Origin of the sequence: Desulfovulcanus ferrireducens (genome assembly GCF_018704065.1) — a bacterium.
GTDB lineage: Bacteria > Desulfobacterota > Desulfovibrionia > Desulfovibrionales > Desulfonatronovibrionaceae > Desulfovulcanus > Desulfovulcanus ferrireducens.
In genome coordinates this window covers 1-21,916 of record NZ_JAGUQP010000033.1, presented here as the reverse complement: position 1 = coordinate 21,916, position 21,916 = coordinate 1, and the positions used below count along the sequence as shown (strand labels likewise).

General features: G+C 42.8%; 21 protein-coding genes and 1 tRNA gene. 13 read left to right on the top strand and 9 right to left on the bottom strand.

What is annotated here, in order from left to right; translation table 11 throughout:
- The coding region (locus KFV02_RS10425; protein ID WP_289510149.1) for a NifB/NifX family molybdenum-iron cluster-binding protein at nucleotides 1-423 on the top strand (423 nt) is incomplete at its 5' end.
- Between the two features lie 140 nt (nucleotides 424-563).
- Here the strand turns inward: KFV02_RS10425 and nifA are convergent.
- On the bottom strand, nucleotides 564-2,153 hold the full coding sequence (nifA, locus tag KFV02_RS10420) for a nif-specific transcriptional activator NifA (protein WP_252381495.1): 1,590 nt from the start codon (nucleotides 2,151-2,153) through the stop codon (nucleotides 564-566).
- Between the two features lie 498 nt (nucleotides 2,154-2,651).
- Between nifA and KFV02_RS10415 the strand changes: the two genes are divergently transcribed.
- Nucleotides 2,652-4,394: a methyl-accepting chemotaxis protein gene (locus KFV02_RS10415; RefSeq protein WP_252381494.1), complete on the top strand. Its 1,743-nt coding sequence runs from the start codon at nucleotides 2,652-2,654 to the stop codon at nucleotides 4,392-4,394.
- A 41-nt stretch (nucleotides 4,395-4,435) separates the two neighbouring features.
- On the opposite strand, the gene KFV02_RS10410 is transcribed toward KFV02_RS10415, so the two are convergent.
- From KFV02_RS10410 to crcB, 6 genes are all read right to left on the bottom strand, one after another.
- A complete protein-coding gene (locus tag KFV02_RS10410) occupies nucleotides 4,436-4,741 on the bottom strand; it encodes an NIPSNAP family protein (protein ID WP_252381493.1) in 306 nt (101 codons plus the stop codon).
- Nucleotides 4,742-5,295: 554 nt separating this feature from the next.
- Nucleotides 5,296-6,078, bottom strand: coding sequence for a PhzF family phenazine biosynthesis protein (locus tag KFV02_RS10405; RefSeq protein ID WP_252381492.1), 783 nt, complete (start codon nucleotides 6,076-6,078; stop codon nucleotides 5,296-5,298).
- 449 nt (nucleotides 6,079-6,527) lie between these two features.
- Nucleotides 6,528-6,917, bottom strand: a complete 390-nt coding sequence (locus KFV02_RS10400) for an ACT domain-containing protein (protein WP_252381491.1) — start codon at nucleotides 6,915-6,917, stop codon at nucleotides 6,528-6,530.
- A 287-nt stretch (nucleotides 6,918-7,204) separates the two neighbouring features.
- Entirely contained in the window at nucleotides 7,205-7,468 is a 264-nt protein-coding gene (locus KFV02_RS10395; protein ID WP_252381490.1) for a hypothetical protein, read from the bottom strand.
- A gap of 661 nt (nucleotides 7,469-8,129) precedes the next feature.
- A tRNA-Asn gene (locus KFV02_RS10390) sits at nucleotides 8,130-8,205 on the bottom strand.
- A 119-nt stretch (nucleotides 8,206-8,324) separates the two neighbouring features.
- Nucleotides 8,325-8,702, bottom strand: a complete 378-nt coding sequence (gene crcB, locus KFV02_RS10385; RefSeq protein ID WP_252381489.1) for a fluoride efflux transporter CrcB — start codon at nucleotides 8,700-8,702, stop codon at nucleotides 8,325-8,327.
- Nucleotides 8,703-8,800: 98 nt separating this feature from the next.
- On the opposite strand from crcB, the gene KFV02_RS10380 reads away from it, so the two are divergent.
- Both KFV02_RS10380 and KFV02_RS10375 read left to right on the top strand, forming a co-directional pair.
- A complete protein-coding gene (locus KFV02_RS10380) occupies nucleotides 8,801-10,081 on the top strand; it encodes a class II fructose-bisphosphate aldolase (RefSeq protein ID WP_252381488.1) in 1,281 nt (426 codons plus the stop codon).
- A 44-nt stretch (nucleotides 10,082-10,125) separates the two neighbouring features.
- Nucleotides 10,126-10,335, top strand: a complete 210-nt coding sequence (locus KFV02_RS10375; protein WP_252381487.1) for a DUF1858 domain-containing protein — start codon at nucleotides 10,126-10,128, stop codon at nucleotides 10,333-10,335.
- A gap of 48 nt (nucleotides 10,336-10,383) precedes the next feature.
- On the opposite strand, the gene KFV02_RS10370 is transcribed toward KFV02_RS10375, so the two are convergent.
- Together KFV02_RS10370 and KFV02_RS10365 are read right to left on the bottom strand one after the other, a co-directional pair.
- Nucleotides 10,384-11,505 carry a KamA family radical SAM protein gene (locus tag KFV02_RS10370; RefSeq protein ID WP_252381486.1) on the bottom strand — a complete coding sequence of 374 codons (1,122 nt, stop codon included), beginning with the start codon at nucleotides 11,503-11,505 and terminating at the stop codon, nucleotides 10,384-10,386.
- Between the two features lie 287 nt (nucleotides 11,506-11,792).
- Nucleotides 11,793-14,177: a diguanylate cyclase domain-containing protein gene (locus KFV02_RS10365; protein ID WP_252381485.1), complete on the bottom strand. Its 2,385-nt coding sequence runs from the start codon at nucleotides 14,175-14,177 to the stop codon at nucleotides 11,793-11,795.
- A gap of 530 nt (nucleotides 14,178-14,707) precedes the next feature.
- On the opposite strand from KFV02_RS10365, the gene KFV02_RS10360 reads away from it, so the two are divergent.
- The 9 genes from KFV02_RS10360 to proB all read left to right on the top strand — a co-directional run bounded on the left by KFV02_RS10360 (nucleotide 14,708) and on the right by proB (nucleotide 21,738).
- Nucleotides 14,708-15,217 carry a nitroreductase family protein gene (locus KFV02_RS10360; protein ID WP_252381484.1) on the top strand — a complete coding sequence of 170 codons (510 nt, stop codon included), beginning with the start codon at nucleotides 14,708-14,710 and terminating at the stop codon, nucleotides 15,215-15,217.
- On the top strand, nucleotides 15,218-15,850 hold the full coding sequence (locus tag KFV02_RS10355; protein WP_252381483.1) for an MBL fold metallo-hydrolase: 633 nt from the start codon (nucleotides 15,218-15,220) through the stop codon (nucleotides 15,848-15,850).
- Nucleotides 15,851-15,899: 49 nt separating this feature from the next.
- The gene (locus KFV02_RS10350) at nucleotides 15,900-16,976 is read left to right on the top strand and encodes a glycosyltransferase (RefSeq protein ID WP_252381482.1); all 1,077 of its coding nucleotides are present in this window, start codon (nucleotides 15,900-15,902) and stop codon (nucleotides 16,974-16,976) included.
- Nucleotides 16,977-17,186: 210 nt separating this feature from the next.
- The gene (locus KFV02_RS10345; protein ID WP_252381481.1) at nucleotides 17,187-17,750 is read left to right on the top strand and encodes a flavodoxin family protein; all 564 of its coding nucleotides are present in this window, start codon (nucleotides 17,187-17,189) and stop codon (nucleotides 17,748-17,750) included.
- Between the two features lie 127 nt (nucleotides 17,751-17,877).
- On the top strand, nucleotides 17,878-18,564 hold the full coding sequence (locus tag KFV02_RS10340) for a ComFC family protein (protein WP_252381480.1): 687 nt from the start codon (nucleotides 17,878-17,880) through the stop codon (nucleotides 18,562-18,564).
- A 124-nt stretch (nucleotides 18,565-18,688) separates the two neighbouring features.
- Entirely contained in the window at nucleotides 18,689-19,000 is a 312-nt protein-coding gene (gene rplU / locus KFV02_RS10335; protein ID WP_252381479.1) for a 50S ribosomal protein L21, read from the top strand.
- A gap of 15 nt (nucleotides 19,001-19,015) precedes the next feature.
- The gene (gene rpmA, locus KFV02_RS10330) at nucleotides 19,016-19,282 is read left to right on the top strand and encodes a 50S ribosomal protein L27 (protein WP_252381478.1); all 267 of its coding nucleotides are present in this window, start codon (nucleotides 19,016-19,018) and stop codon (nucleotides 19,280-19,282) included.
- Nucleotides 19,283-19,514: 232 nt separating this feature from the next.
- Nucleotides 19,515-20,534, top strand: coding sequence for a GTPase ObgE (gene obgE, locus KFV02_RS10325; protein WP_252381477.1), 1,020 nt, complete (start codon nucleotides 19,515-19,517; stop codon nucleotides 20,532-20,534).
- Between the two features lie 52 nt (nucleotides 20,535-20,586).
- Complete coding sequence (proB, locus tag KFV02_RS10320; protein WP_252381476.1) at nucleotides 20,587-21,738, top strand: glutamate 5-kinase; 1,152 nt, start codon at nucleotides 20,587-20,589, stop codon at nucleotides 21,736-21,738.
- Nucleotides 21,739-21,916: the final 178 nt, after the last annotated feature.

The window sequence follows — 21,916 nt, the reverse complement described above, 5'->3', positions numbered from 1 at the left end:
TCCAAGCTTGTTCTTCCGGTATCCGAGTCCAGGCCTTATGTGGCGGTGGCAACCAGAGAAGGTATGCTTGTGAACCAGCATTTGGGAGAAGCGAGAAGGCTTCAAATTTGGGGTCAAAAGGAAGGGGGCTATTATCTTGTCGAAGAACGGACAACGCCCAGGCCGGGATGCGGCCCCAAACGATGGAAGGAATTGTCGGAAATACTTCAAGACTGCCGGGCCGTGTTGGCCAGTTCAATTGGAGAATCGCCGAGAAAAATTCTGGAAGAAAACGGCATTATTCCGGTTGAGTGTAGTGGATTCATTGATGCTGGACTTGCTGCGGTTTACGGCGCAGAAGATATTTCTGTCTTAAAAGGCAGACGACGCGGCTTGGCCGGAGGATGTTGCTCTGGTGGAGGCAGAGGGGGAGGATGCGGATAAATGTGCCCGTGCCTCATTCATTCGCCACCAGGCCACGTAATGAATAAGCGCTTGGTGGCGAAAGCTTTGAGGAATAAATATAGAGAGGTAACAGAATTGAGGTTGTAATTTGAGAAGATAGAATTAAGTTGAAGTTTTAATCACCTTTTATTGACCCTTGCCCTGGCTCTCTCCCGTGCCACGAGTTCCTCAAGACCAAATTTTTTGATTCTATATCCCATCTGACGTTGAGTGATACCCAGTTCTCCCGCTGCTTTATACTGTATCCAATTATTGCGTTTAAGGGCAGCGATGATTTGTTTTTTCTCAATTTCTTTTAGCGATGTTTTTTTGAAAGAAGTACTTTGAGTCTGTACAGGTTCAGGTTCTGAAGAAGATGATGTGGTCTCTATGTTTTGGATCGAGAGATACGGACGTATGAGTGAGACGTCGACTCGTTGGCCGTCAGCCATAATAGCCAATCGCTCCACTAAGTTTTCCATTTCCCGAACATTTCCCGGCCAGTCATAGCGTCTTAAAAGTTCCAGGGCATCAGGGGTAAAGCTGAGTTTACGGTCGTACTCTTTGACCATTTTTTGTAGAAAATGATTGAGTAGTCCGGGAATGTCCTCTTTTCGTTCCCTAAGTGGCGGCACCCAAATGGGAAAAACATTTAAACGGTAGTACAGGTCCGGACGAAATTCTCCTTTTTGAGCAAGCTCCTGTAAATTTTTATTGGTTGCAGCAATGATGCGTACATCAACCTTTATGGTTTTGTTGCTGCCCAGCCGTTCGAACTCCTTGTCCTGCAAAACTCGCAAGAGTTTGGCCTGAATACCTAGTGGAAGTTCTCCCACTTCATCCAGAAATATAGTTCCTTTGTCTGCAGCTTCAAAGCGGCCTTGTTTGCAATATTCAGCGCCTGTGAATGCACCTCTTTCGTAACCAAAAAGTTCGGCTTCCAGAAGATTTGCCGGGATAGAGGCGCAATTGACCTTGATAAATGGAAATTTTGCCCTTTCTGAAATCTCGTGAATTATTCTGGCTATGAGAGTTTTTCCTGTGCCAGATTCGCCAAGGAGAAGCACTGTGGCCTTGGTGGGAGCAACCTTCTCAATCTGGTGTTCCACGTCGAGCATGGCGTTACTTTTGCCAACAATGTAAAATCTTCGAGCCTCCTTGGATAACTGGTATTTTAAAGAAACATTTTCACGCCGAAGTTCATCAACAGTGGCCCTGACTTTTTGGTTCAGGCTTATGAATTGGGCAATGAGCGTGGCAACTACAGTAAGGAAATCAATGTCTTCTTCGTAAGAGATATCGTCTCCAAACAACCGGTCAACATTCAGGACACCAATAGGTACGCCATTGAGAATTATAGGAACTCCGATAAACGAAATACGGCCTTTTTCAATCGCCCGGGATCCGGTTTTGTCCAGAAAAAGAGGTTCCTTGCGAATATCAGGTACGTAATAAGGTTGTGCCGTCTGAAAAATGCGCCCGGTTATGCCCTCATCTAACCTGTAAACCCCACGATTTTTCTCTTCTTTGGTTAAACCATAGGAAGCAGTAATAAGCAGTTTTCCTGTTTGTTGATCTATGAGGGTCACTGTGGCCCTTTTCATGCTTAATGTTTCAGATAAGACACGTAATATATCGTGCAGGGTTTGTTCTAGATCGAGGGCATTATGAATAGCGTGGCTAATCTTAGAGAGCACTTTGAGTTTTAAGTTACTGATTGACTGACTCATACATTAAATCTCAGCAATAGACATGCCGAATAATAAATATGGTTGATAATAATGTTTTTTTGATGATAATTACTTGATATTACAAAACTTTTTTCTTTCTTGCTGTAGAAGGGTCTGGTTTAATGTTTAACAATTTTGTTAATTTTTTTGGTTTAGACCTTATTTTCCGGGAATCCAATTGACAAAATTGGTAAAAATAATTTTGGCTAATTAATTGAGTTTGTAGGATTTGTTGTGTTTGGATGTTGATGGAAGGTGGTAGTTAGCGACACAATGGTTGTAACGCTGTCATCTAGATTCAGTGTAAACTATCTGGGAGAGTTTGTTTGTGTGTCAGCGTCAAAAACAATTAAAAAATGATATAGGGAGAATAGATGATAAAGATTTCTCTAATTATTACAACCGTGAAGTAGATATGTTGTTCCATCGACGTAACGTTCGGACCGAAAATTGCACAGCAAATTTTGTAAAATCTCCTTCAAAATAACAGGGGGCAAAATGATGAATAAGATTATTTGGCTTTTACTCCCAGCAGCGCTCATTTGCGGGATACTTGCAGCGATAGCTTTCACCGGCTTGAACAGTCTGGAAGCTATGCTTTTGACAGGTCCTGATTTGTCAAAAGTGTCAAAAATGATTGCTGACTTGCGTCTACAATTAGTTTCCATTTCAATTGCCGGCTTGCTCGCTGGTCTGGTGTCGGCCGTCTGGGTGGCGGGTTTTCAGGGTCGAAAAACCCGTGCCCTTCTTGAGTTTTTGGAAAGCCGCATGGGAATTATCGGTATCGGCGTTGATTCATTTGAAGGAGTTAGAGGTTATGAAAAAATTATAAAATTGACCGGGGTTGTTTTTGACAAATTTGAAGAATTAACTGCCCAAAATTGTAAACTTGCTGAGTCTTTGCGTGAACAGGAGGATCTGGCCAAACGTGCTTTGGAACAGATTGCGGTGGCACGCGAGAAGGCCGAAGAATCACGCTGCCAAGGTTTGGTTAATGCTTCGAATACGTTAGGAAATGCTATTCACGGTATCCAAGAGGCTACCATGCTCTTGCGCCAGGCCTCGGAAAATGCAGCCCAGGGTGCAACAGAGGCACAACGGCTGGCGGCTGAAGCTGCCACGGCAATGGAAGAGATGAACGCCTCTCAGGCTCAGGTTTCCAAAAGCGCCGAAGCCGCTGCTTCAGCTGCAGACAAAGCTAAACAACAGGCCCAAGAGGGGGCAAAAACAGTAAAAGAGACGGTAGCTGCCATACAGGCAGTAAATGAGCGCACAGCCCAACTTACCGAGGTGATCATGGGCCTTGGTAAGCAAGCACTAGAAATCGGAAAGGTTATGGAGATCATTTCGGACATCGCTGACCAAACCAATCTTCTGGCCTTGAACGCGGCTATAGAGGCTGCTCGGGCAGGTGAGGCGGGTCGGGGATTTGCTGTGGTTGCTGATGAGGTGCGTAAATTGGCTGAAAAGACCATGGAAGCTACCCGAGATGTTGGTCACCAGATCGAAGCCATCCAGAAAGGTGTGGCCGATACCAGAGAAGGCATGGAGGGGACAGCCAAGCTTGTAAAAAAAGCCACGAGCGTGGCCCATCGCTCCGGGGAAATGCTTGCCGAAATTGTTGAGCTTTCCGACGATAACTCTCGGCAAATAGACTCCATCGCTTCAGCAGCTGTCCAACAGGCCACGGCCAGTGAGCAAATTACGCGAACTATCTCCCATCTGGACAAAATAGCCAGGCATACCGGTGAGGATATGGCTAATTCCGAAGCCGCCATGAGGCGGTTGTTAGAGCAAGTAGAAGAACTGGAGAGTCTGAACAATGTTTTTCGACTCATGGGGCAGGGAGTGGTCCAGAAAGTTATCAGTGAACTGGCAGCTTCCGAGGCAATTAGGTCCATGCAACGCGAGCGGCAGGAGGAGGCGTTGCGCGCGGCCATAAGGGAGCACGATTTTCTAGAGCTGCTATACCTCACTGATGAGCGCGGCATTCAGCCCATTGCCAACATCCCGAGGCCAGGCAAGGAATCTCCGAAAGATGCCGAGGCCCTGGGTAAAGATTGGTCTCAACGTCCGTGGTTTACCGAACCAATGAAAACCAACAACCTTTACATCTCCGAGGTCTATGTCTCTCAGGCCACAGGCGAAAAGTGCATAACTGTGTCCACTCCTTTTTGGGACAAGGAAGGACGCATTCTGGGTATCCTTGCTGCTGACGTGGCTGTGGGCGGAGTCGGCTAGAGCGGTGCTGTCCGTGAATATGTTACGGCCTATGTGATATCCTACTCAAAAACAGGTTTCATAAAGCTTCGCTTATAACTTATAATACATCTTGTTTCTTCGGCAAACTTGAATGCAGCCTGGCACTCTGGATCATCCAGGGATTTGATACGGTATTCTTCATAGGCTGCCAGGCTCGGGAAACTGAATAGAGCGATTGCAATATTGTTCTCCCCTTCCTGTGGTAAAAAATACCCATGATGAGTACCGCCAAATTTGTTAACTAAAGGTATCCACATTTTAGCATATTTTTCAAATTCTTCCAGCTTATAAGGGTCAATGACATAGTGCAGGTAACAGGTAATCATTATTTTCTCCTTTAGTCTCTTTTAGAGTCTGTGGCCGAACCTTACTCACAGGACAATTTTTCATAATTTTTTTCAATCCTGATTTCCTTCATGCTGGTGCAAATGCCTGGACCCATCTACCCCAGTTGAATACTGGCAAAATCCAGCCCCGCTTCGCTGGATTAAACGGGGTAAAAAGTTTGCTTGCGGGCAGAGCATAATGGGGTATTTTTGATAAACGAATAGTCTTTTAATTACACCTAAGTTGAGCGATTTTAAGTCAATGGGTGAGATTGCCACGGACAACTTCGCTGCCCTCGCAATGACAATCTCGCCCCTGTCATTGCGAGTGGAACAAAGTGTAGCGAAGCAATCTCGAAGTTTGAACTGCAAAAAAATCGCTCAATTTAAACTATAGATAGTTATGGTAACTAGTCCCAGATACTTAGTTTTGTCACCCGATGCTCTGCTTATCGGCAAGCTTCGTCAAGATGGCTTACCCAGGCCTTTGCAAGGCTTTCAAGAAACCAGGATTTCTAATCTGATAGTCAAAATGGGGTTTGGGCACAGACTCTCTAGATGGTTATTGTACCTTGCATGTATTTGACTGCCTTGCCAGCTATGGCAACTCTGTCTCCACAGTCTTCACAAAATAGCTCTCCACCTCGTTGTGACACCTGTTGAGCGTAAAAAGTCTTTTTGTTCATCCTGGTCTTCCAATATGGAATCAAGGTGCAATGAGCTGAACCTGTAACAGGGTCTTCATTAACCCCAAGTTTTGGGGCGAAAAAACGAGAAACAAAATCAGCTTTTTTGCTTTTAGCAGTGACAATAATTCCACGCAAAGGGAGTCGTTTAAGTTTTTCCATATCGGGCTTTAATGATACTATTTCGTCTTCGGTTTGAAATACCGCAAGATAATCTTCTGAACTCAATACCTCTATAGGTTTTCTGCCAAGAGCTTGAAGCAGTTCTTGTGGAGGATTGCATTGTTTTGGTGGCTGGGAAGGGAAGTTCATTTTCAGTAAATCTTTTTCACGAGATACAATAAGTTTTCCACTTTTAGATGAGACAAATGTAATTTCTTCAATTGAAGTATCCATATAGTTGAAAATGACAAAAGCAGAGGCTAAAGTTGCATGACCGCATAAATCGACTTCTACTGACGGAGTAAACCATCGGATTTCATAGTAATTTTCTTTTTGAACGACAAATGCTGTCTCTGAAAGATTATTCTCTCTGGCAATGGCTTGCAGTGTGGGAGTGTCTAACCAACTTTCTAGTAAGCATACTGCAGCTGGGTTTCCAGCAAAAACTTGACTAGTGAAGGCATCGATTTGATATATTGGTATCTTCATTTGTTTTAATAATTCTTTTTTGAGTATCTATCTTTTTGATTAAAAAGGGTTAAGTCTTTATATCCGGCGAGTAATGTGTTCCAAGATGTACTTATAGTTCTTTTTGGAGATAGTTATTGCTCTTTTACTCAACTTTCTGAGTTAATTTGCGAGCGCATTTTCTTCAATGCTAACAAAGACTTGGACACATCTAAGGCTTGCTTGCTGGCTGTGCATAATGGGGTTAGTCAATAGAATATTATTTAATGCCTTTTCTGTTGTTATGATGGGTTTCGAAAGTTCGATGGAATAACCTCCCTATGCACAGCACTTCCGCAATCTTCGCCAAGATGTGTTACCCAACCCGTTTGTAATGCATTTCAGAAAATGCTCTCTTCAATTGTGTAGTAATTTGAGGATGTTAATCATGTCAGAAAGTTGAGTCTTTTTTTAATACGTATATTTAGCATTCAGTCAACAATCTTGTGTCCTGCCTCACTTAGGGCAGTTTTTGCTTTCTCAAGTTCTGTTTCTTGGATCAATAAGTAATCTGTGTCGTAGGTGGATATGGCAAAAACACTGATGCCCGCTTTTGTGAGCGGTATCGTTAGGGATGAAAGAATCACTGTTAGAGAAAAATCCAGGGGACCATGTATCTTTAAACAGCGCCAACCTTTTTCGCTTACTATTTCATCTGGGATTGCCAACTCAGGGCATACAACAGATAACTCCTCTGTAGTTCGGGTGATGGAATAGAAGGGGCCAGCAACTGCCCATGCTGGGAGAGGCATATTCGGAGCAAGGCGACAGATACCGAATCGATCTGAAAGGACAGAAATGATCAATAGTTTATCGTTCATTTTAAATCTTAGTTAATAAGTTAATGTAACTTATTACTTTATATATATTATATTTTAGTGCATTCTGCAACTAGTTTTCTTTTTTCAACAACAATTATCACTTAGATAAATGGAGAAAAGAAGAAATTATTTGTTTTAGAAGTACATAGCAGTTCTACGCTGTAATTTTGCTAAAAATAGCCCAACATCTGTTATGTTTATTGAGTTGTCTTGGTTTGAGCGCTAAAATTTGTCTCTTTTAGGCGAGTACAAGCGAGATTTGTTCCTTGTAATTTACACAAAAATAGTTAGAATCTGACAGGTACATATCGTGTGTCCAGAACATCATAAGAAGATATTCGAAAAAAAATATTGTCTTTGTCCTGCCTTGCCCAACCTCGGATACGCACCAAAAAATTATTCTTTTGACAGATTAAAAGTGTAGAAAGGCTAACATTGTCTCCAGTGTATAAAACCCATTTTTCTTTAGTCTCTGAATCTCGAACGACTAGTTGGTGGAAGTTCTCAGCTGGCTTTATACGTTCAACATAGCCTTTCAGTTCGAACTTCATAGAACACCTCTCCATGCTTGCATCTCGACTAGTGAAAACTATAATATATGTGCATTCACTTTATGCCCGTGATGTGGAATTTTAGGTTTCTCCATGGTTATTTAACACAACAATGGCTTTTGAGCAAATTATTAGGGAGAATTTGAGTAAGCTTCAAAAGTTTTCTATAATTTTTACTTAACAAGAAATTTTTAATCTGTCATATATGCAATAACGCACTTATTTTGTTCTATAAATACAATTTGTTGAGGGATAATTGTTGGTTTCATGAAGCGGGGAGTTAGAGAGTATTACCAAAGATGGTTTTATTTAGGCTGGTTGTGTTGTTGTGTTCAGGTCAAGTGATTCTCCAAGGCTAATAAAAATTATTGGAAGTCCTTTAGTTGGGTCCGGGCATAGACTCTTTATTTTAAAAAAAGAAAAGGCGGAGGGAGCGACAGCCCCTCCGCCTTTTCTTTGGAAATCTTGTATTTCGTTTTCAATTCTGGCTAGCTAAACATGGCAGAGGTTATGCGCTACGGATTTCCTTTGAGCATCCTGCCTATTCTATCACTTACCTGTTCAACCCAAGTGCAGCCTCGGATGCACCCTTTTAAAGGTCGACTAATACCGTAGTGGAACATAAATAAAAAAGCCCCGCTATTGACGGGGCTTTGTTTTCTGGCTCCCCGGGACGGACTCGAACCGCCAACCTAGTGGTTAACAGCCACCCGCTCTGCCGATTGAGCTACCGGGGAATTTTGATTGCTCTCGTTCGCAACCGAGAAGAAGCATTTATGCAAATCCGTTCCCGAAGTCAACATTTTTTTTCAAAGATTAATTTTTTTTTTGGCACCCTTTTTGTCATTAAAAAAAATTATTTGATTATCCTTGCCAAAAACATCCCAAAAAAGATAAGAGATATACCTAAAACATTTTGTCCTACCAGATTTGTCATGGCCCAAAACCATTGAGAGTAGCGAACCAGGTTGGCAGTTTCAAAGCTAAAAGTAGAAAACGTGGTGAAGGCCCCCATAAATCCTGTCAGGACATAAAGTCGAAGAGAGGGCGCCAGTAGTAGTTTATCTTCAAGTAAGGCCCAAATAAAACCAAAAGCCAGGCATCCAAGGAGATTAACAGCAGCTGTGCCTAGGGGGTAAGTGGTATTAAAATAGTTTTGTACTAATCCGGATATATAATACCGGCTAATTGCTCCCAGGCCTCCGGCCAGACCAAGAAAAATTATTTTAGACATTGTTTTTCCCCTAAGTCGTATGAAGGATGTTAAGGTAAACAAAGAGATATTCTAAAGAGCATAGTTAGAAATGGCAACCTGAACAAATGGAGGCAGATATGGATAAAAATTACGCTACTTTGCTTAAAGTTGGTCGTCCCCCTAATATACAAAGGATTTTCCCCTGTTCCAAAGCTTTACTCGTCAGTGGCAAAGTCATTGACCGGGCCATGTTGGCCAAGGGCAAAGCCATGACCATTGCTGCTAATGGCCGCAATTATTTTGTCATTCGCGGTGTTTTAATGGCCGCGCAAAGGGCAAATGCCGCTGTAATTCTGGAGATTGCTAAATCAGAAGGCGGACCAAGCCCTTATTGTGCCGTAAACTTTTGGAATTTAGCTCGCATAGTTGATGGGTTATGTAATGAAATGAATATTACTATTCCGGTAGCCATTCATGCTGATCACTTTACAATCAAAAACAAACAGGATTTAGAAAAGGCTAAGATTCAGATTCCCTCTATGTTCGAGCAGGGCGTTACCTCTATAGCCATTGATGCTTCCCATTTGTCAGACAAGGAAAATCTGTTGGCCAACAGGGAGCTTTTTTCTAAAATTCCTTCTTGGGGAGGGTATGAAACCGAAGTAGGGGAGATTAAAGGCAAGGAAGGGCTATCCACACCAGAAGAGGTCTTGTTTCTGATTAAAGGGCTCAATGCCAATTCCATTTTTCCGGATTGGATTGCCTTAAATAATGGAACTACCCATGGGATTCAGGCCAGTGACGTTGGAATTCAGCTAGATTTGACGGCCATGGTTCATGCAGCACTAGAACCATACAAGGTTTCAGGTGCCCAGCACGGTACATCGGGTAATGATTCTGATCGGTTACGCGAGATTACGGAGAAGACAAATACCACAAAGGCCAACGTGGCCACGGCCTTACAGATGATTTCCTGGGGAGTCAGAGTCAATGAATATGGTAATGCCGAACTAGACGAGAAAGGAGAGTTTATCAAAGAAAAGGGAAAAGGGGTCAGTGAAGAGCTGTGGGCGGAGATGGTTGCCTGTGCTCGGGAGAATGGCTTTAAAGGTGGAAACTATAAAAAGTTGAATTTGCCTTTTGAAAATAAGCTGTTAAGTGAGCCCAAAGGCGTGAGAGAGCGCATGGCTAAAGGGGTGGAAGAATTTACTTATGAACTGTTGACAAATGTGTTTAATGCCAAAGACAGTGCAAGTATAGCCAAGGAACTTGTTCTGGATGTAAGTAGTTATGATTTTGGTCCCAAGGCAGAGCAGATAGAGCCCTCGGCTTTATGGACAAGGGAGATGATTTTAAGCAAGGAAAGCGTTAATCTGAAAAAAAACATTTTTGGGCAAAGAGTTGATTATGACGACTAAACGAAAATTTTTGGGTCTATCAAAAGAAAATGAGGAAGGGAAAAATGACGCAAAAGATTACTCCTCAGTTAACAGTACTGGATGTGGTAGCCAAATATAGGCAGACAGAGCAAGTATTTCGTGAATATGATAAGTTGGCTGGCGAATGTATTTGCTGCCAGAGTCTTTTTTGTACCCTGGAAGAGGTGGCCCAAAAATATGGGATTGAGTTGAATAAGTTACTTGCGGACCTGGACAAGGCTGCAGCTGAATAATTCGAGTTTCGTTCTGGTTTTACTTGCGAAACATGCTTCTAGCCTCCATTATAAGCGAGGCATTGGTTTAGAACAGCTCTGCTCAGCAACCTTTTCTTCATAGTCGTCCAGCCAATAGGCATTGGGATTGCGTTTAAAGATCATAACCTTTCCGCTATGCTTGGGATCTGCTGAACGGTGGTAGCGGAAATAAATTTTATCCTCAGTTTGGAAGACAACCTCCAATTTGCCTGTGCTGTGGGACATGGTCAGCCTGGCCCTTTTGGCCAGTCCTGAACCCATCGTCTGGGCCTGCTGAAATATTTCCAGGGCCTTTTCAACGGGTATGGCGAAACCCTTATTACCAACTGTTGGCCGGCATAAAAAGACATAATAAGGTGGGATGCCTATGTATGAGAGTTTTCTGAATAAATCGGACAATATTTTCGGGTCGTCGTTGACTCCTTTAAGCATTGGTGTCTGGTTTGCCAGGATGGCTCCGGATGTGAGTAAAAGTTGAGCAGCTTGTTGACTTTGCGTTGTGATCTCATTGGGATGGTTAAAATGGGTCATTATATATATTCTTTTTTGAGGGGTGCTGAATTTTTTAATCAGTTCCAGTAGTTCAGGATCTTCAAGTACTCGATATGGATTATAGGCCAAAAGCTTTGTGCCGATGCGGATGACTTGGATATGGTCGATTTGACGCAAGGACTCGATGATTTTTTTTAGCCTGGAAGTAGACAACATAAGACCGTCCCCGCCTGTAAGTAATACATTGCTCACTTCCTTGTGCTGTTTTAGATAGTCAAGAGCCTGTTCAAGGTCGCGAATATACTCTTCCTCTTCAGGGTATAAAAATAATCTTTTGCGAAAACAAAAGCGACAAAACCCACCGCAAGTATTGCTGACCAGAAGAACAGCAGTGCTTGTATACTTATGTTGCAGGCCCGGATAAACTGTGTAGTTTTGTTCATCTGAAGCGTCTAAACGGCCCCAGGGAGTCAGCTCTTCTTCATCGGGGATGATGACTCGTCGGATGGGATCGTGAGGATCATCCCAGTTAATTAGAGATAGATAAAATTCATTGGCCCTGAAGCCAAATTTTTGGACAACTGGCTCAATTCTCTGCAAATCATTCTTAGTCAATTTTTTTACTTGGTGAATGTCTGTTATGTATTTATTAGACATAGAAAATCCTCTCCTTTAAAAAGAAACAGTTACTTTTAAGTTACTCTGTTGTTTTCAGACAAGTTTGAGACTAGTTTTTCCGTAATCTTCCCTAAGATGGGTTACCCAAAGCCCTTTGTAATGCATTTCAGAAACCAAGACTTTCAATCAGCGGATAAAATGGGGTTTGCCACAGGCTCTTAAATAAGAGTTTCCTTAAAGAAACATCAATTATTAGCACCTCCCTTAGTCCCACCTTGGTGAGATTTGACTGAGGGGAAGGAATGGATTGATAAGAAAACAGTGGGCTAAACTGTCATGCGTGATCTAGCCTTACGGGCTTGTTCTGTTTTGCCCTGGGCTTGCAGACTTTGGGCCAGCACTTCCCAAAAAGAGGCTATATCCGGTTTTAGACTCACACTTTGCCTGGCCAGAGTTTCTGCCACTTCAGGGTCATCACCGCTTTCAAGATAAATCCTGGCCAGGAGATTCAGAGCATAGGCATCTTTGGGATTGTAAACGAGTGCCTGATGCAGGTATTCCCGGGCTTTTTCCTGTTCGCCTTTTTTATGGGCCAGTCTTGCTAAATGTCTGGGGGCCAGTCCCCGACCATCCTTTGTTTGCTGGGCCTTTTGATAGTATTCCCAGGCTTTGCCAAGGTGACCTTTGTTTTCTTCTATTTGACCCAGGCGGAACAGGCTGAAGCTGTGTTCAGGGTCAAGTTGAAGGCATTGGAGAAAAGATTTTTCAGCTTCTACCAGTTCATCTAATTTCAGACAGGCACAGGCATAGTTGTACCGAGCCATGAGATTCTCTGGCTCACAGGAAATGATTTCCTGAAAAAGTTGTTTGGCCAGACCCAGATGACCCAATCGAGCATAACAAATCCCTAAGGAATTGCGGGCCAGATTATTATTTTCATCAGCGGCCAGAGATAGTTTGTATTCTTCCATGGCCTGGTAAATGTCTCCATGAGCAAAGAGGCGGTCGGCACTAATGTTTAAGGAAATAGAATCAAAACATGCTACTTTAGGCGGATCGAGAAACAGGGCATGGTCGAGGGCCTTGCGGCAATTGTCCAATAGATGTGACGGGCTAAAGTTAAGAAAAGGATAACTTGCCAGGCCAATACCTAAATTGAGGCCAAATTTTGCCTGGGCCTGTGTGGTTATCTCAAGAGCAAGGTCTAAAGCATGTTTTCTATCCACATTGGGGAGGTAAAAGATAAGGCAATTTAGACTATATCGTCCACCCAATGTCTTTTCAGGGAAAATTTTTCGAGCTATGAGTGATAGCTCCTGGACGAGCTTTTCTCCCTGGATGCCGCTTTTTCCTTTTTTCAATTCATCTATGCGCACTAAAGCCATACTCATCAGTGATTCAGATTCTTTGACCCGGTTCCAGGTAGCTAGGAAGTCTCGAAAGGAATAAAGTCCTGTTAACAGATCTTTTTTGGTGTTTTTAGCTGTCCCTAAGCCTCCCTGGTCAACAATGTCTCCATCTTCAATCAGCGTCAGGCGGTCCCCTGGTTCTACTGACCTGGCCGGATCGTTAAGAAATAGAATCTCAGCAATAGAAACTTCGTCCTGGACTTCAATAATTGCTATTTCTCCTTTGGGTATAAGAGGATAGTGGTTCCCTGGTTTGTTTAGTTCTGCCTCTACAGAACCTGTTTTTTGGGACCAAACCAAAAATCTCTGGCCTTCTCGGGCATCAACATATTTGCTCAGGTTTAGGATTAGGCGGCCTAAAGGCAGGGTTTTTAAAACTAGTCCTCCTTGAGATAGAATCTGGCCAAAGGAATAAACTTGGTTCCCCCCATTTCTTTTGGCTGCATCCAGTGTTCGCTTTGCTTTTTCCACTAAGATGTGAGTTAATTCCGTAGCAGTCTTTTGAAATTGAGGTCCAAAAATATCTTCAGGGAAATTGACTATGCCAAAACTTGCACAAACAGAAACCTGTTCGTCTGAGAGGGGATAAGAAAAGATAAGGTTTGAGATGTTTGTTTTAAGTTTTTTAGCTAGCTTTATACATTTACGCGGGGAAGAGTGGGGATAGAAAAGGGCAAAAGTATCACCTTCTATGCGGGCCAGGACTGATTTTTCCGGACAGAGCTTTTTCAATTCTTCACCAATGCGCCTTAAAACTTTATCTCCAAATTCATAACCAAAGTTGTCATTGATTACATGAAAACGGTCCAAATCAATAAGGATGATTCCAAAAGTGGCACTATATCCGTTTAGACTTGCGTCCAGGCTGGAGTTTGGCCCCAATGTTATGTTGGCCAAAATGAGTTCAATCTCATCTTCAATGGTTTTTTGGAGAAAGTTATGATTAAAAAGAGCTGTTAAGGGATCTGTTATGCTTGTTTTATAGAGATAGAGCTTATCCAGACATAGGGAGGTCATGGTAACCAGATAAGGCAGTAAGGATTTAATCTGGGCAGGGTCTACATCTCTGGCTACAAAAAGGCCAAGAAAGTTGTTTTTGAAAACCAAAGGCAAAAGCAACCTGTCTTTTTCCAGAATTGGTTTTAGTTGTTCATTGCCTTTTACCTGGTTAGGGATTGCTTGTGGGAAATACAGGCTGTGCGAGGTAAAAAGAAAAATTTCTCTTAAGAATTTTTGCAAGACAGGCTCAAATTGAATGAGATCATTTTTGTCAAGAGTGATCTGGTTTTGATTTTTTTCCATTGGTTTTATAATGTTGGATTTAGGAAATTATGTTTGAGTTTCACTATAGGATAGTAAGACCTAGACAGTGAACAATAGACAAATAGACAAAAAAGAGCAAAAAGGCTAGTGAGTTTGTTGAGCTTATTGAGTTTTGCCCTAATTCCCATATGTTAGACCAAAGAGCCTGTGGCCAAACCCCATTTTAACCGCTGATTGAAAGTCCTGGTTTCTGAAATGCATTACAAACGGCTTGGGTAACCCATCTTAGTAAAGCTTGCGGAAAAACAGAGCATCGGGATGAATGGGCTAAATATTTTGCGATACTGACCATAACTATCGATAATAAAAAAATATTTGTTTACCCAAAGTATCCCATTATGCTCTGTCCGCAAGCAAGCTATAGATGGGTCCAAGTCTTTGTACCAGCATGAAAGAAACCCAGACTAGAATAAACCATGGAAATTAAGTTGATAAAAAGGTTCGGCCACAGGCTCTAAATAGACTCCAAAAACGCAGTGGACGCGATAAACTCATAGGGGGAAGGTAACATGACGGTAGATATTTTTGATGCTATATTTAATCGCAGAAGTATCCGCAAGTTTACAGAACAGGACGTGGATAGGGAAAAAATCATAAAGATTCTTGATGCTGGGCGGTGGGCTCCTTCCGGATTGAATAATCAGCCTTGGCGTTTTTTGGTCGTTAAGGATGAGCAGCGTAAAGCTAAATTGGCCGAGTGTACTAGATATGGACACATTGTGCGTCAGGCCAATACTTTGATCGTGGTTTTTTTGGCCAAGGATGCCATGTATAATGCCACAAAAGATTATCAGGGTGCCGGGGCTTGTATTCAGAATATGCTTTTGGCCGCTCATGGATTGGGCCTGGGCGCTGTCTGGCTGGGCGAGATTTTAAATCAGGAAACTCAAGTGCATGAAGTTTTAAATACTGACCCCGAGCAATTGGAGTTAATGGCCGTTATTGCTATGGGATATCCTGCGCAAGAAGGTAGTTCTTCCCGAAAAGATTTATCACAACTACTTTTAGAGGAGTTTTAAATGGCAGAAATCAGGATTTTTCAACTCGGAGTTCTTCAAACCAATTGCTACCTGATTGTTAGTCAGAATAAGGCCGTGGTTATAGATCCGGGTGGGGACCCACGCGAGGTTATTTCTTTTTTGTCTCAAAATAATCTTAAGCTGACCCATATTTTAAATACTCACCTTCATTTTGACCACATCCAGGGCAATGCTGCCTTGGCCCGTGCAACTGGGGCCCCAATTTTGGCCAACAAGGAAGATGAGTTTTTATTGCAAACAGAACTTGGCGCAGGGGGATTCATGGATTTCCCGGAGACAGAGCCATTTGATTTTGTTGATTTAAGCGAAAGTGAGCAGAATTTTTTAGGTTTCGCCTGTCAAGTACTGGCTACGCCCGGTCATACTCCAGGCAGTCTTTCTTTTTATTTTCCTGAACTTGAGGCCGTTTTTGTAGGGGATTTGATATTTTTTCGCTCTGTGGGCCGTACTGATTTCCCGGGGGGGAGTCTTGAAATTCTTAAAAAATCTGCCCAGGAAAAGATTTTTACCCTGCCGGACGATACCATTATTTATCCTGGTCATGGTGAAGAAACCAGGGTCATGGATGAAAAGCTGCACAACCCGTTTTTTCATGAAGTCCCAATTATTTAGTTGAGTTCTGCATTAACGGTAACTTTAAGCCTCAACTCCCTAATTACGCATGCAAGTTGTCCATTTTAGCGCCTTAAAAGAACAAGGCGGGGCAGCCAGGGTTGCCAGAATTTTACATAAACGTTTGTCCAGCCAGGGTGTAGTAAGTGACCATGTCTGGGAAGTTGAAGGACAAGGTTTAGAAGGTCTGTTACAAAAGAGTGATAGAAGTATTTTGCATATTCATTCCTGCTTGAACTGGCTGGATGTGCTGAAAAAAATTGCTGGCCTGTCCAGGGTGGTGATCACTGCCCACGATTGTTCTTTGATCACAGGTGGATGTGTTTATCCTTTACAGTGTGAGCAGTGGAAAACAGGGTGCGAGTACTGTGAACGCGGGTTTGTACAAAGCCACAAGGTGTGGCAAAGCAAAAAAGATATACTCTTCCAAACGAGACCTCTTATTGTCTCTCCTTCCAAATGGCTGGGAAAAATGGTGCGCCAGTTCCTACCGGAGTTTAAGATAAAGGTTATTCCCAATGGCATTGAGTGGGACGAGGAGGTCGTAAAAGATAGCGGGTTATTAAATCAGTTTAATTTTTTAAAAAAATACCCAAGTGTTCTTTTTGTGGCCCACGGTGGCACCAAAGCTGTTTACAAAGGCGGATCAAGATGGGAGGATGTGTGGCAAAAGATAGCCGAGGCAATGCCTGAGGCAAGGGCATTGTTTGTAGGTGGTGATAAGATCCGGCAAGAAAGAAATTTATATTTTTTGCCTTATTTACCTCAGGATACTTTATATGCGCTTATGCAAAGTTGCTCGGTGCTGGCGTATCCCACTGTGGCCGACAACCATCCTTTAATTGTCCTGGAGGCCATGCGTTGCAGGTTGCCGGTGGTGGCCTTTAATGTAGGAGGCATTGGGGAGCAGATTGTTCACGGAGAGACAGGTATCTTAATAAATTCAGGCAATTGGGATGAATTGGCGCAAGAGGTAGTTCGTCTCTTAAAAAAGAGACGAAGAGCAAGATTTATGGCTGACACGGCTTTTGAGCGCGGAAAACAGTTCTTCTCTGCCAGTCGAATGGTCTCAGAGTACATCAAGATATATGCTCAAATAGATTCTAGGGGGAATCATGCTCGATAAAGATATTGAGCTGGACCTTAGGCATAAATGTTGAGGGGTTGGTCAGGAGGTAAGTTGGTACCTCCGTCTTTCCAGGGGGCAAAAAATAACTGTTTTGATACAGAAAAACGCCTTGGACCAATTAAAAAATGCCTTGTATATTGCGCCGCACTGGGAGTTAAACATAAAAGAATTCGATGATTATATTGAGGGTGTTTTTGAGCGTAAAACATGAAGTATGACAGTTTGATCCTGGCCTGCAGTCCAAGGCCAGGTGGCAATACCGATACCGCTGCTAAGCTTATAGCTGACACCCTTGAGCAGCAGGGGTTCTCTCCGGAAGTAATTTATCTGCGGCAGTTCAAGATCATCCCTTGTCAGGGTTGCCAGAAGTGTGCCGAGGAGGGGCTTGGACATTGTATCCTGGCGGCAAATGATGATGCTCAGATGGTTTTAGAAAAGATTTTAACTTTCAGAAGGCTTTTTCTTTGCTCCCCTATTTATTTTTATCATTTACCGGCTGGTTTAAAGGCCCTGATTGATAGAAGCCAATCTTTTTATTCTATGTGGATTAAAGAGCAATTAAAAGTTCATAGGGGACAGGCGAAAATCATCCTCATAGCCGGACGCAAAAAAGGTGATAAGCTGTTCGCTGGCAGTCAATTAACCCTGAAATATTTTTTGTCTACGTTTAATTATAGTCTTGAGTATCTGGATTTACGCGGCCTGGATAAAGTAGCTGATCTCAAGTCTAATAGTACAATCCTGGAAAAGATACGTGAGTTCGCGATCTGACATTTCTGCAAAAGTATTTATTAACTTGGGCCTAATTATTCCTTGTCTGATGGAATTTTGTTAACTCAGCGTTCTTCAAGGCCCTACACTGAAAAATCCAGCTTAAACCGAAAGAATGTTGACAGCTTTGAAGGATATATTTGTCCAGAGCCGGTGTGATATTTGTGGCCAGGTTGTGCCTAAAGGCAAGTTTTTGTGCCGTGATTGTCAGACCAAGCTATCTCCTGTCCGATACGGCTACTGTGTTTCCTGTGGCCAAGTCTATGTGTTAAATGAGAACCCCTATCAATGTCTTCAGTGTCGTGAGGCTCCTCCTTCTTGGTCTGGACTTGGTTTTTATGGAGTGTACGATGGTTTGTTAAAACAACTGATTCTTGAATATAAATTTACCCAGAAGTTGAGTTTAGGCAGGGTTTTGGCCTTTCTGCTCTATGAAGCATATAAGAGTCATGGTCTTGATCGTCAGGATATCATTCTTCCTGTACCTATGCACAATAAAAAATTAAGAGAGAGAGGGTTTAACCAGAGCCTGGAGTTGGCTAAAATTTTTGCTCGGAAAATTGATACTCCGGTCAAGAGACGAGGCTTTGAGAAACAAAAGCATACTCCTGCACAGAGTATATTGAATAGAACTGAGCGCTTGGCTAACCTTAAGAATAGTTTTTTGATTTCTTCAAATATATTACGCAATAAAAAAATTTTATTGATTGACGATATCATGACTACGGGGACTACTCTGGAGGAGTGCACACACGTTCTTCTTCAGGGCGGAGCCAAGCAGGTTCAGGTTTTGTTTCTGGCCAGGGCTGCTTAGACTGTCCACCGGCCACTTTTTGAAATTGAATAATGACGTGGCAGTGTCAAACTGTTAAAAATAACTTGACTAACCAGGAAAAGTTAGTTTACTAGTTCCGTTTCACTTTTCTGGAGGTAAGACAATGTTTGCTATAGTTGAAACCGGAGGAAAACAATACCGGGTCCAAGAAGGACAGCAGGTCAAAGTTAGTAAGCTTCAGGCAGAGGCCGGTTCTGAGATTACTTTGGATAAGGTTTTGGTTGTAGGTCAGGGCGGCGAAGTTCAGATTGGTCAGCCGTATGTTCAGCAGGCCAAGGTTGTCTGCGATGTTTTAAATCATGGCCGAGAGAAAAAGATTATTGTTTTCAAGAAAAAGCGCCGCAAAGACTACCGTAAAAAGCAAGGTCATCGTCAGGATTTTACAACCCTTAGGGTGAAGGCTATACAGGCCTAGTTAAGGGAGGATATTATGGCTCATAAGAAAGCTGGAGGAAGTTCCAGGAACGGTCGAGATAGTATTGGTCAAAGAAGAGGCGTGAAGCGCTTTGGCGGCCAAAAGGTACGGGCAGGGAATATTTTGGTTCGTCAGCTGGGCACTAAGGTTCATCCAGGGAAGAATGTGGGCATGGGTAAAGATTACACCCTGTTCGCTCTTACGGATGGTGTGGTTAAATTTGAAAAGTTTGTCCGCAATAAAAAGGTTAAAACCAGAGTTAGTGTAGTCCCTGCTGTTTAGTCAGACAGAAAGTAACTTTTTGCCTGTTAGCCGCCTGGATTTCCTCTGGGCGGCTTTTTTTATTTTTCCAAGTATTGCCTTGCGAAAACGAATATTTTAGGTATTTGTTGTTTATAAGTATGAATTGTAACAAATAGAACATTTAGAACATTAAACTTAGAGAGTTAGTGGCAGACTGTTCTGGTCCATGTTTAATTTGGGAAGTCTGTCACCTGGCTTATAGTAGTAAAGTATGCGTTTTGTAGACGAAGCAAAGATTTTAGTCCGCTCAGGCAAGGGGGGCAATGGATGCGTATCCTTTCGCAGAGAAAAATATGTTCCCAAAGGTGGGCCTGATGGTGGAGACGGCGGCAAAGGAGGGGATGTTTATCTTAGGGCCAGCTCTAAGCTTCTAACACTATATGATTTTCGTCATAAAAGAGTCCATGAGGCTCGAAATGGGCAGCCAGGAATGGGCAAGCAGCGCTATGGTCGTTCCGGTGATGACCTGATAATTGACGTCCCCGTAGGGACTTTAGTGTACGAAGTTTTAGAGAATGGACGGGAAAAGCTTTTGGTCGATCTCGTTCAAGATGGACAGATGTTTTTAGTGGCTAAGGGAGGTCGCGGGGGCAAAGGTAATGTGCACTTCAAGTCTTCAACCATGCGTACCCCAAGATTCGCCCAGCCTGGTGAGGAAGGGGAAGAAAAAACAATCCGTCTTGAGTTGAAGGTTATCGCTGATGTCGGCTTGGTTGGCCTGCCAAATGCTGGTAAATCTACCTTCATCTCAAAGATATCTGCAGCCAGGCCCAAAATCGGACCTTATCCATTTACCACCTTGACCCCTAATTTGGGGGTAGTGGAAGATGATTTTGGTCGGCGGATGGTTGTTGCCGATATCCCTGGCCTTATTGAGGGGGCGCATAAGGGGCAGGGATTAGGGGATAGATTTTTAAAGCATGTGGAGCGGACCAAGTTCTTGGTGCATATTTTAAGTGTAGAAGATGTAGATCTGGACGATATATTCTCTGGTTTTGAGTTAATTAATATCGAATTATGGGAATGTAGCCCGGATTTGGCCCAAAAAGAGCAGATTTTGGTTTTGAATAAAATTGATTTGTTGAGTGAAGTAGAAATAAATAAGCTTCAAAAAACCTTGAGCACATACAAGCAAAAAGTATTTTTGATTTCTGCCTTGAATGGTAAAGGTGTCGGCCAACTACTAGAGGCTATGTGGGAAAAATTTTATTTATTGTCACGGAGTGGATAGAGATGGGCGCAGGGTCATCTCTAATCACGACTACGGCTAAAAAATCAACGAAATGTTGCAGGAATATAAAAAATATAAAGAACAAATTCTGAATCGGGCCAAAAAAATAGTCATCAAGGTAGGCAGTGCGGTTTTAACCGGCGCTAATGGCCTGGATCCGAGAGTCATCAACAGGCTGGCAGATGAGATTTCTCTTCTTCATGACCAAGGGCGGGATATCCTTTTGGTTTCATCGGGTGCTGTGGCCGCCGGATGCAAGGTCATGACCTCTTGCAAGGTAAAGGAGTGTCTAGCATATAAGCAGGCAGTTTCGGCTATTGGCCAGAGCAGACTGATGCACGCTTATGATGAAGCATTCGCGAGATATAATAAGATAACTGCTCAGATTCTGCTGACAAAGGATGATCTAAAAAGCAGGGAGAGGTTTCTCAATGCACGAAACACTCTGCTCAACCTTTTGTCCTGGAAGGTTATTCCTATTATTAATGAAAATGATACAGTGGTTGTTCAGGAGTTAAAGTTTGGAGACAATGATGCTTTGGCGGCCTTGGTCCTCAATCTGGTTGAAGCTGACTTGTTTATAAACCTGACCTCGGCTGATGGGGTTTATAACTCAAATCCCATGAAGGATAAAAACGCTAAACTTCTACCTTATATAAAGGATATATCTAAACTTGACCTGGAAGAGATTTGCCAGGGAAAAACAACACAAGGCACAGGCGGCATGTACAGTAAACTGCTGGCTGCCAGACGTGCAGCACAAATAGGAGTGCCAACGCTAATTGTTTCTGGAAAAGTCAGGTTTGCCCTGGAGAGGGTGTTTTCTGGTGAGGAATTGGGCACATTTATTTTTCCGGAAGAGAAATCAATCTCCAGACGTAAATTCTGGCTGGCCTATAACTTGGACTCAAGAGGTGAAGTCTTGGTGGACAAGGGAGCGGTTGAGGCCATTGTCAACCAGGGCAAGAGTTTATTGCCGGCAGGGATAGTTGATGTGAGGGGTAAGTTTGGGAAAGGTGCCCTGGTTAAAGTGATCGATGCTGAGAGTGGTGAGTCCCTGGGAGTGGGTTTGACTAATTATAAATCATCTGAACTCAAACAAATCATGGGTAGAAAAAGTTCGGAAATAGAAAATATTCTTGGGCAATGTGCTTATAGCGAAGCAATCCATCGAGATAATTTTTTACTCGGCGCGGCGTTGTAAGTTTTTTAAAGAAGCTTGTTGGGAACTTTTGTTTTTTTCAAAAAAGTTCTTGACAGGTGGGGGTTAGTAGGTATAGAAGCTACTTCCCGTTTTTGAGGGGAGCTCAAGGCGATTGGTTTTGAGTTCGGGGTTGAAAAAAAGTTCTTGACAAAAACAGAGAATAGATTAAAAGATTAAG

Coding starts and splice junctions, on each gene's coding strand:
- nifA (WP_252381495.1), bottom strand. CDS start 2,153: ATGAGTCAGTCAATCAGTAACTTAAAACTCAAAGTGCTCTCTAAGATT.
- KFV02_RS10415 (WP_252381494.1), top strand. CDS start 2,652: ATGATGAATAAGATTATTTGGCTTTTACTCCCAGCAGCGCTCATTTGC.
- KFV02_RS10410 (WP_252381493.1), bottom strand. CDS start 4,741: ATGATTACCTGTTACCTGCACTATGTCATTGACCCTTATAAGCTGGAA.
- KFV02_RS10405 (WP_252381492.1), bottom strand. CDS start 6,078: ATGAAGATACCAATATATCAAATCGATGCCTTCACTAGTCAAGTTTTT.
- KFV02_RS10400 (WP_252381491.1), bottom strand. CDS start 6,917: ATGAACGATAAACTATTGATCATTTCTGTCCTTTCAGATCGATTCGGT.
- KFV02_RS10395 (WP_252381490.1), bottom strand. CDS start 7,468: ATGAAGTTCGAACTGAAAGGCTATGTTGAACGTATAAAGCCAGCTGAG.
- crcB (WP_252381489.1), bottom strand. CDS start 8,702: ATGTCTAAAATAATTTTTCTTGGTCTGGCCGGAGGCCTGGGAGCAATT.
- KFV02_RS10380 (WP_252381488.1), top strand. CDS start 8,801: ATGGATAAAAATTACGCTACTTTGCTTAAAGTTGGTCGTCCCCCTAAT.
- KFV02_RS10375 (WP_252381487.1), top strand. CDS start 10,126: ATGACGCAAAAGATTACTCCTCAGTTAACAGTACTGGATGTGGTAGCC.
- KFV02_RS10370 (WP_252381486.1), bottom strand. CDS start 11,505: ATGTCTAATAAATACATAACAGACATTCACCAAGTAAAAAAATTGACT.
- KFV02_RS10365 (WP_252381485.1), bottom strand. CDS start 14,177: ATGGAAAAAAATCAAAACCAGATCACTCTTGACAAAAATGATCTCATT.
- KFV02_RS10360 (WP_252381484.1), top strand. CDS start 14,708: ATGACGGTAGATATTTTTGATGCTATATTTAATCGCAGAAGTATCCGC.
- KFV02_RS10355 (WP_252381483.1), top strand. CDS start 15,218: ATGGCAGAAATCAGGATTTTTCAACTCGGAGTTCTTCAAACCAATTGC.
- KFV02_RS10350 (WP_252381482.1), top strand. CDS start 15,900: ATGCAAGTTGTCCATTTTAGCGCCTTAAAAGAACAAGGCGGGGCAGCC.
- KFV02_RS10345 (WP_252381481.1), top strand. CDS start 17,187: ATGAAGTATGACAGTTTGATCCTGGCCTGCAGTCCAAGGCCAGGTGGC.
- rplU (WP_252381479.1), top strand. CDS start 18,689: ATGTTTGCTATAGTTGAAACCGGAGGAAAACAATACCGGGTCCAAGAA.
- rpmA (WP_252381478.1), top strand. CDS start 19,016: ATGGCTCATAAGAAAGCTGGAGGAAGTTCCAGGAACGGTCGAGATAGT.
- obgE (WP_252381477.1), top strand. CDS start 19,515: ATGCGTTTTGTAGACGAAGCAAAGATTTTAGTCCGCTCAGGCAAGGGG.
- proB (WP_252381476.1), top strand. CDS start 20,587: ATGTTGCAGGAATATAAAAAATATAAAGAACAAATTCTGAATCGGGCC.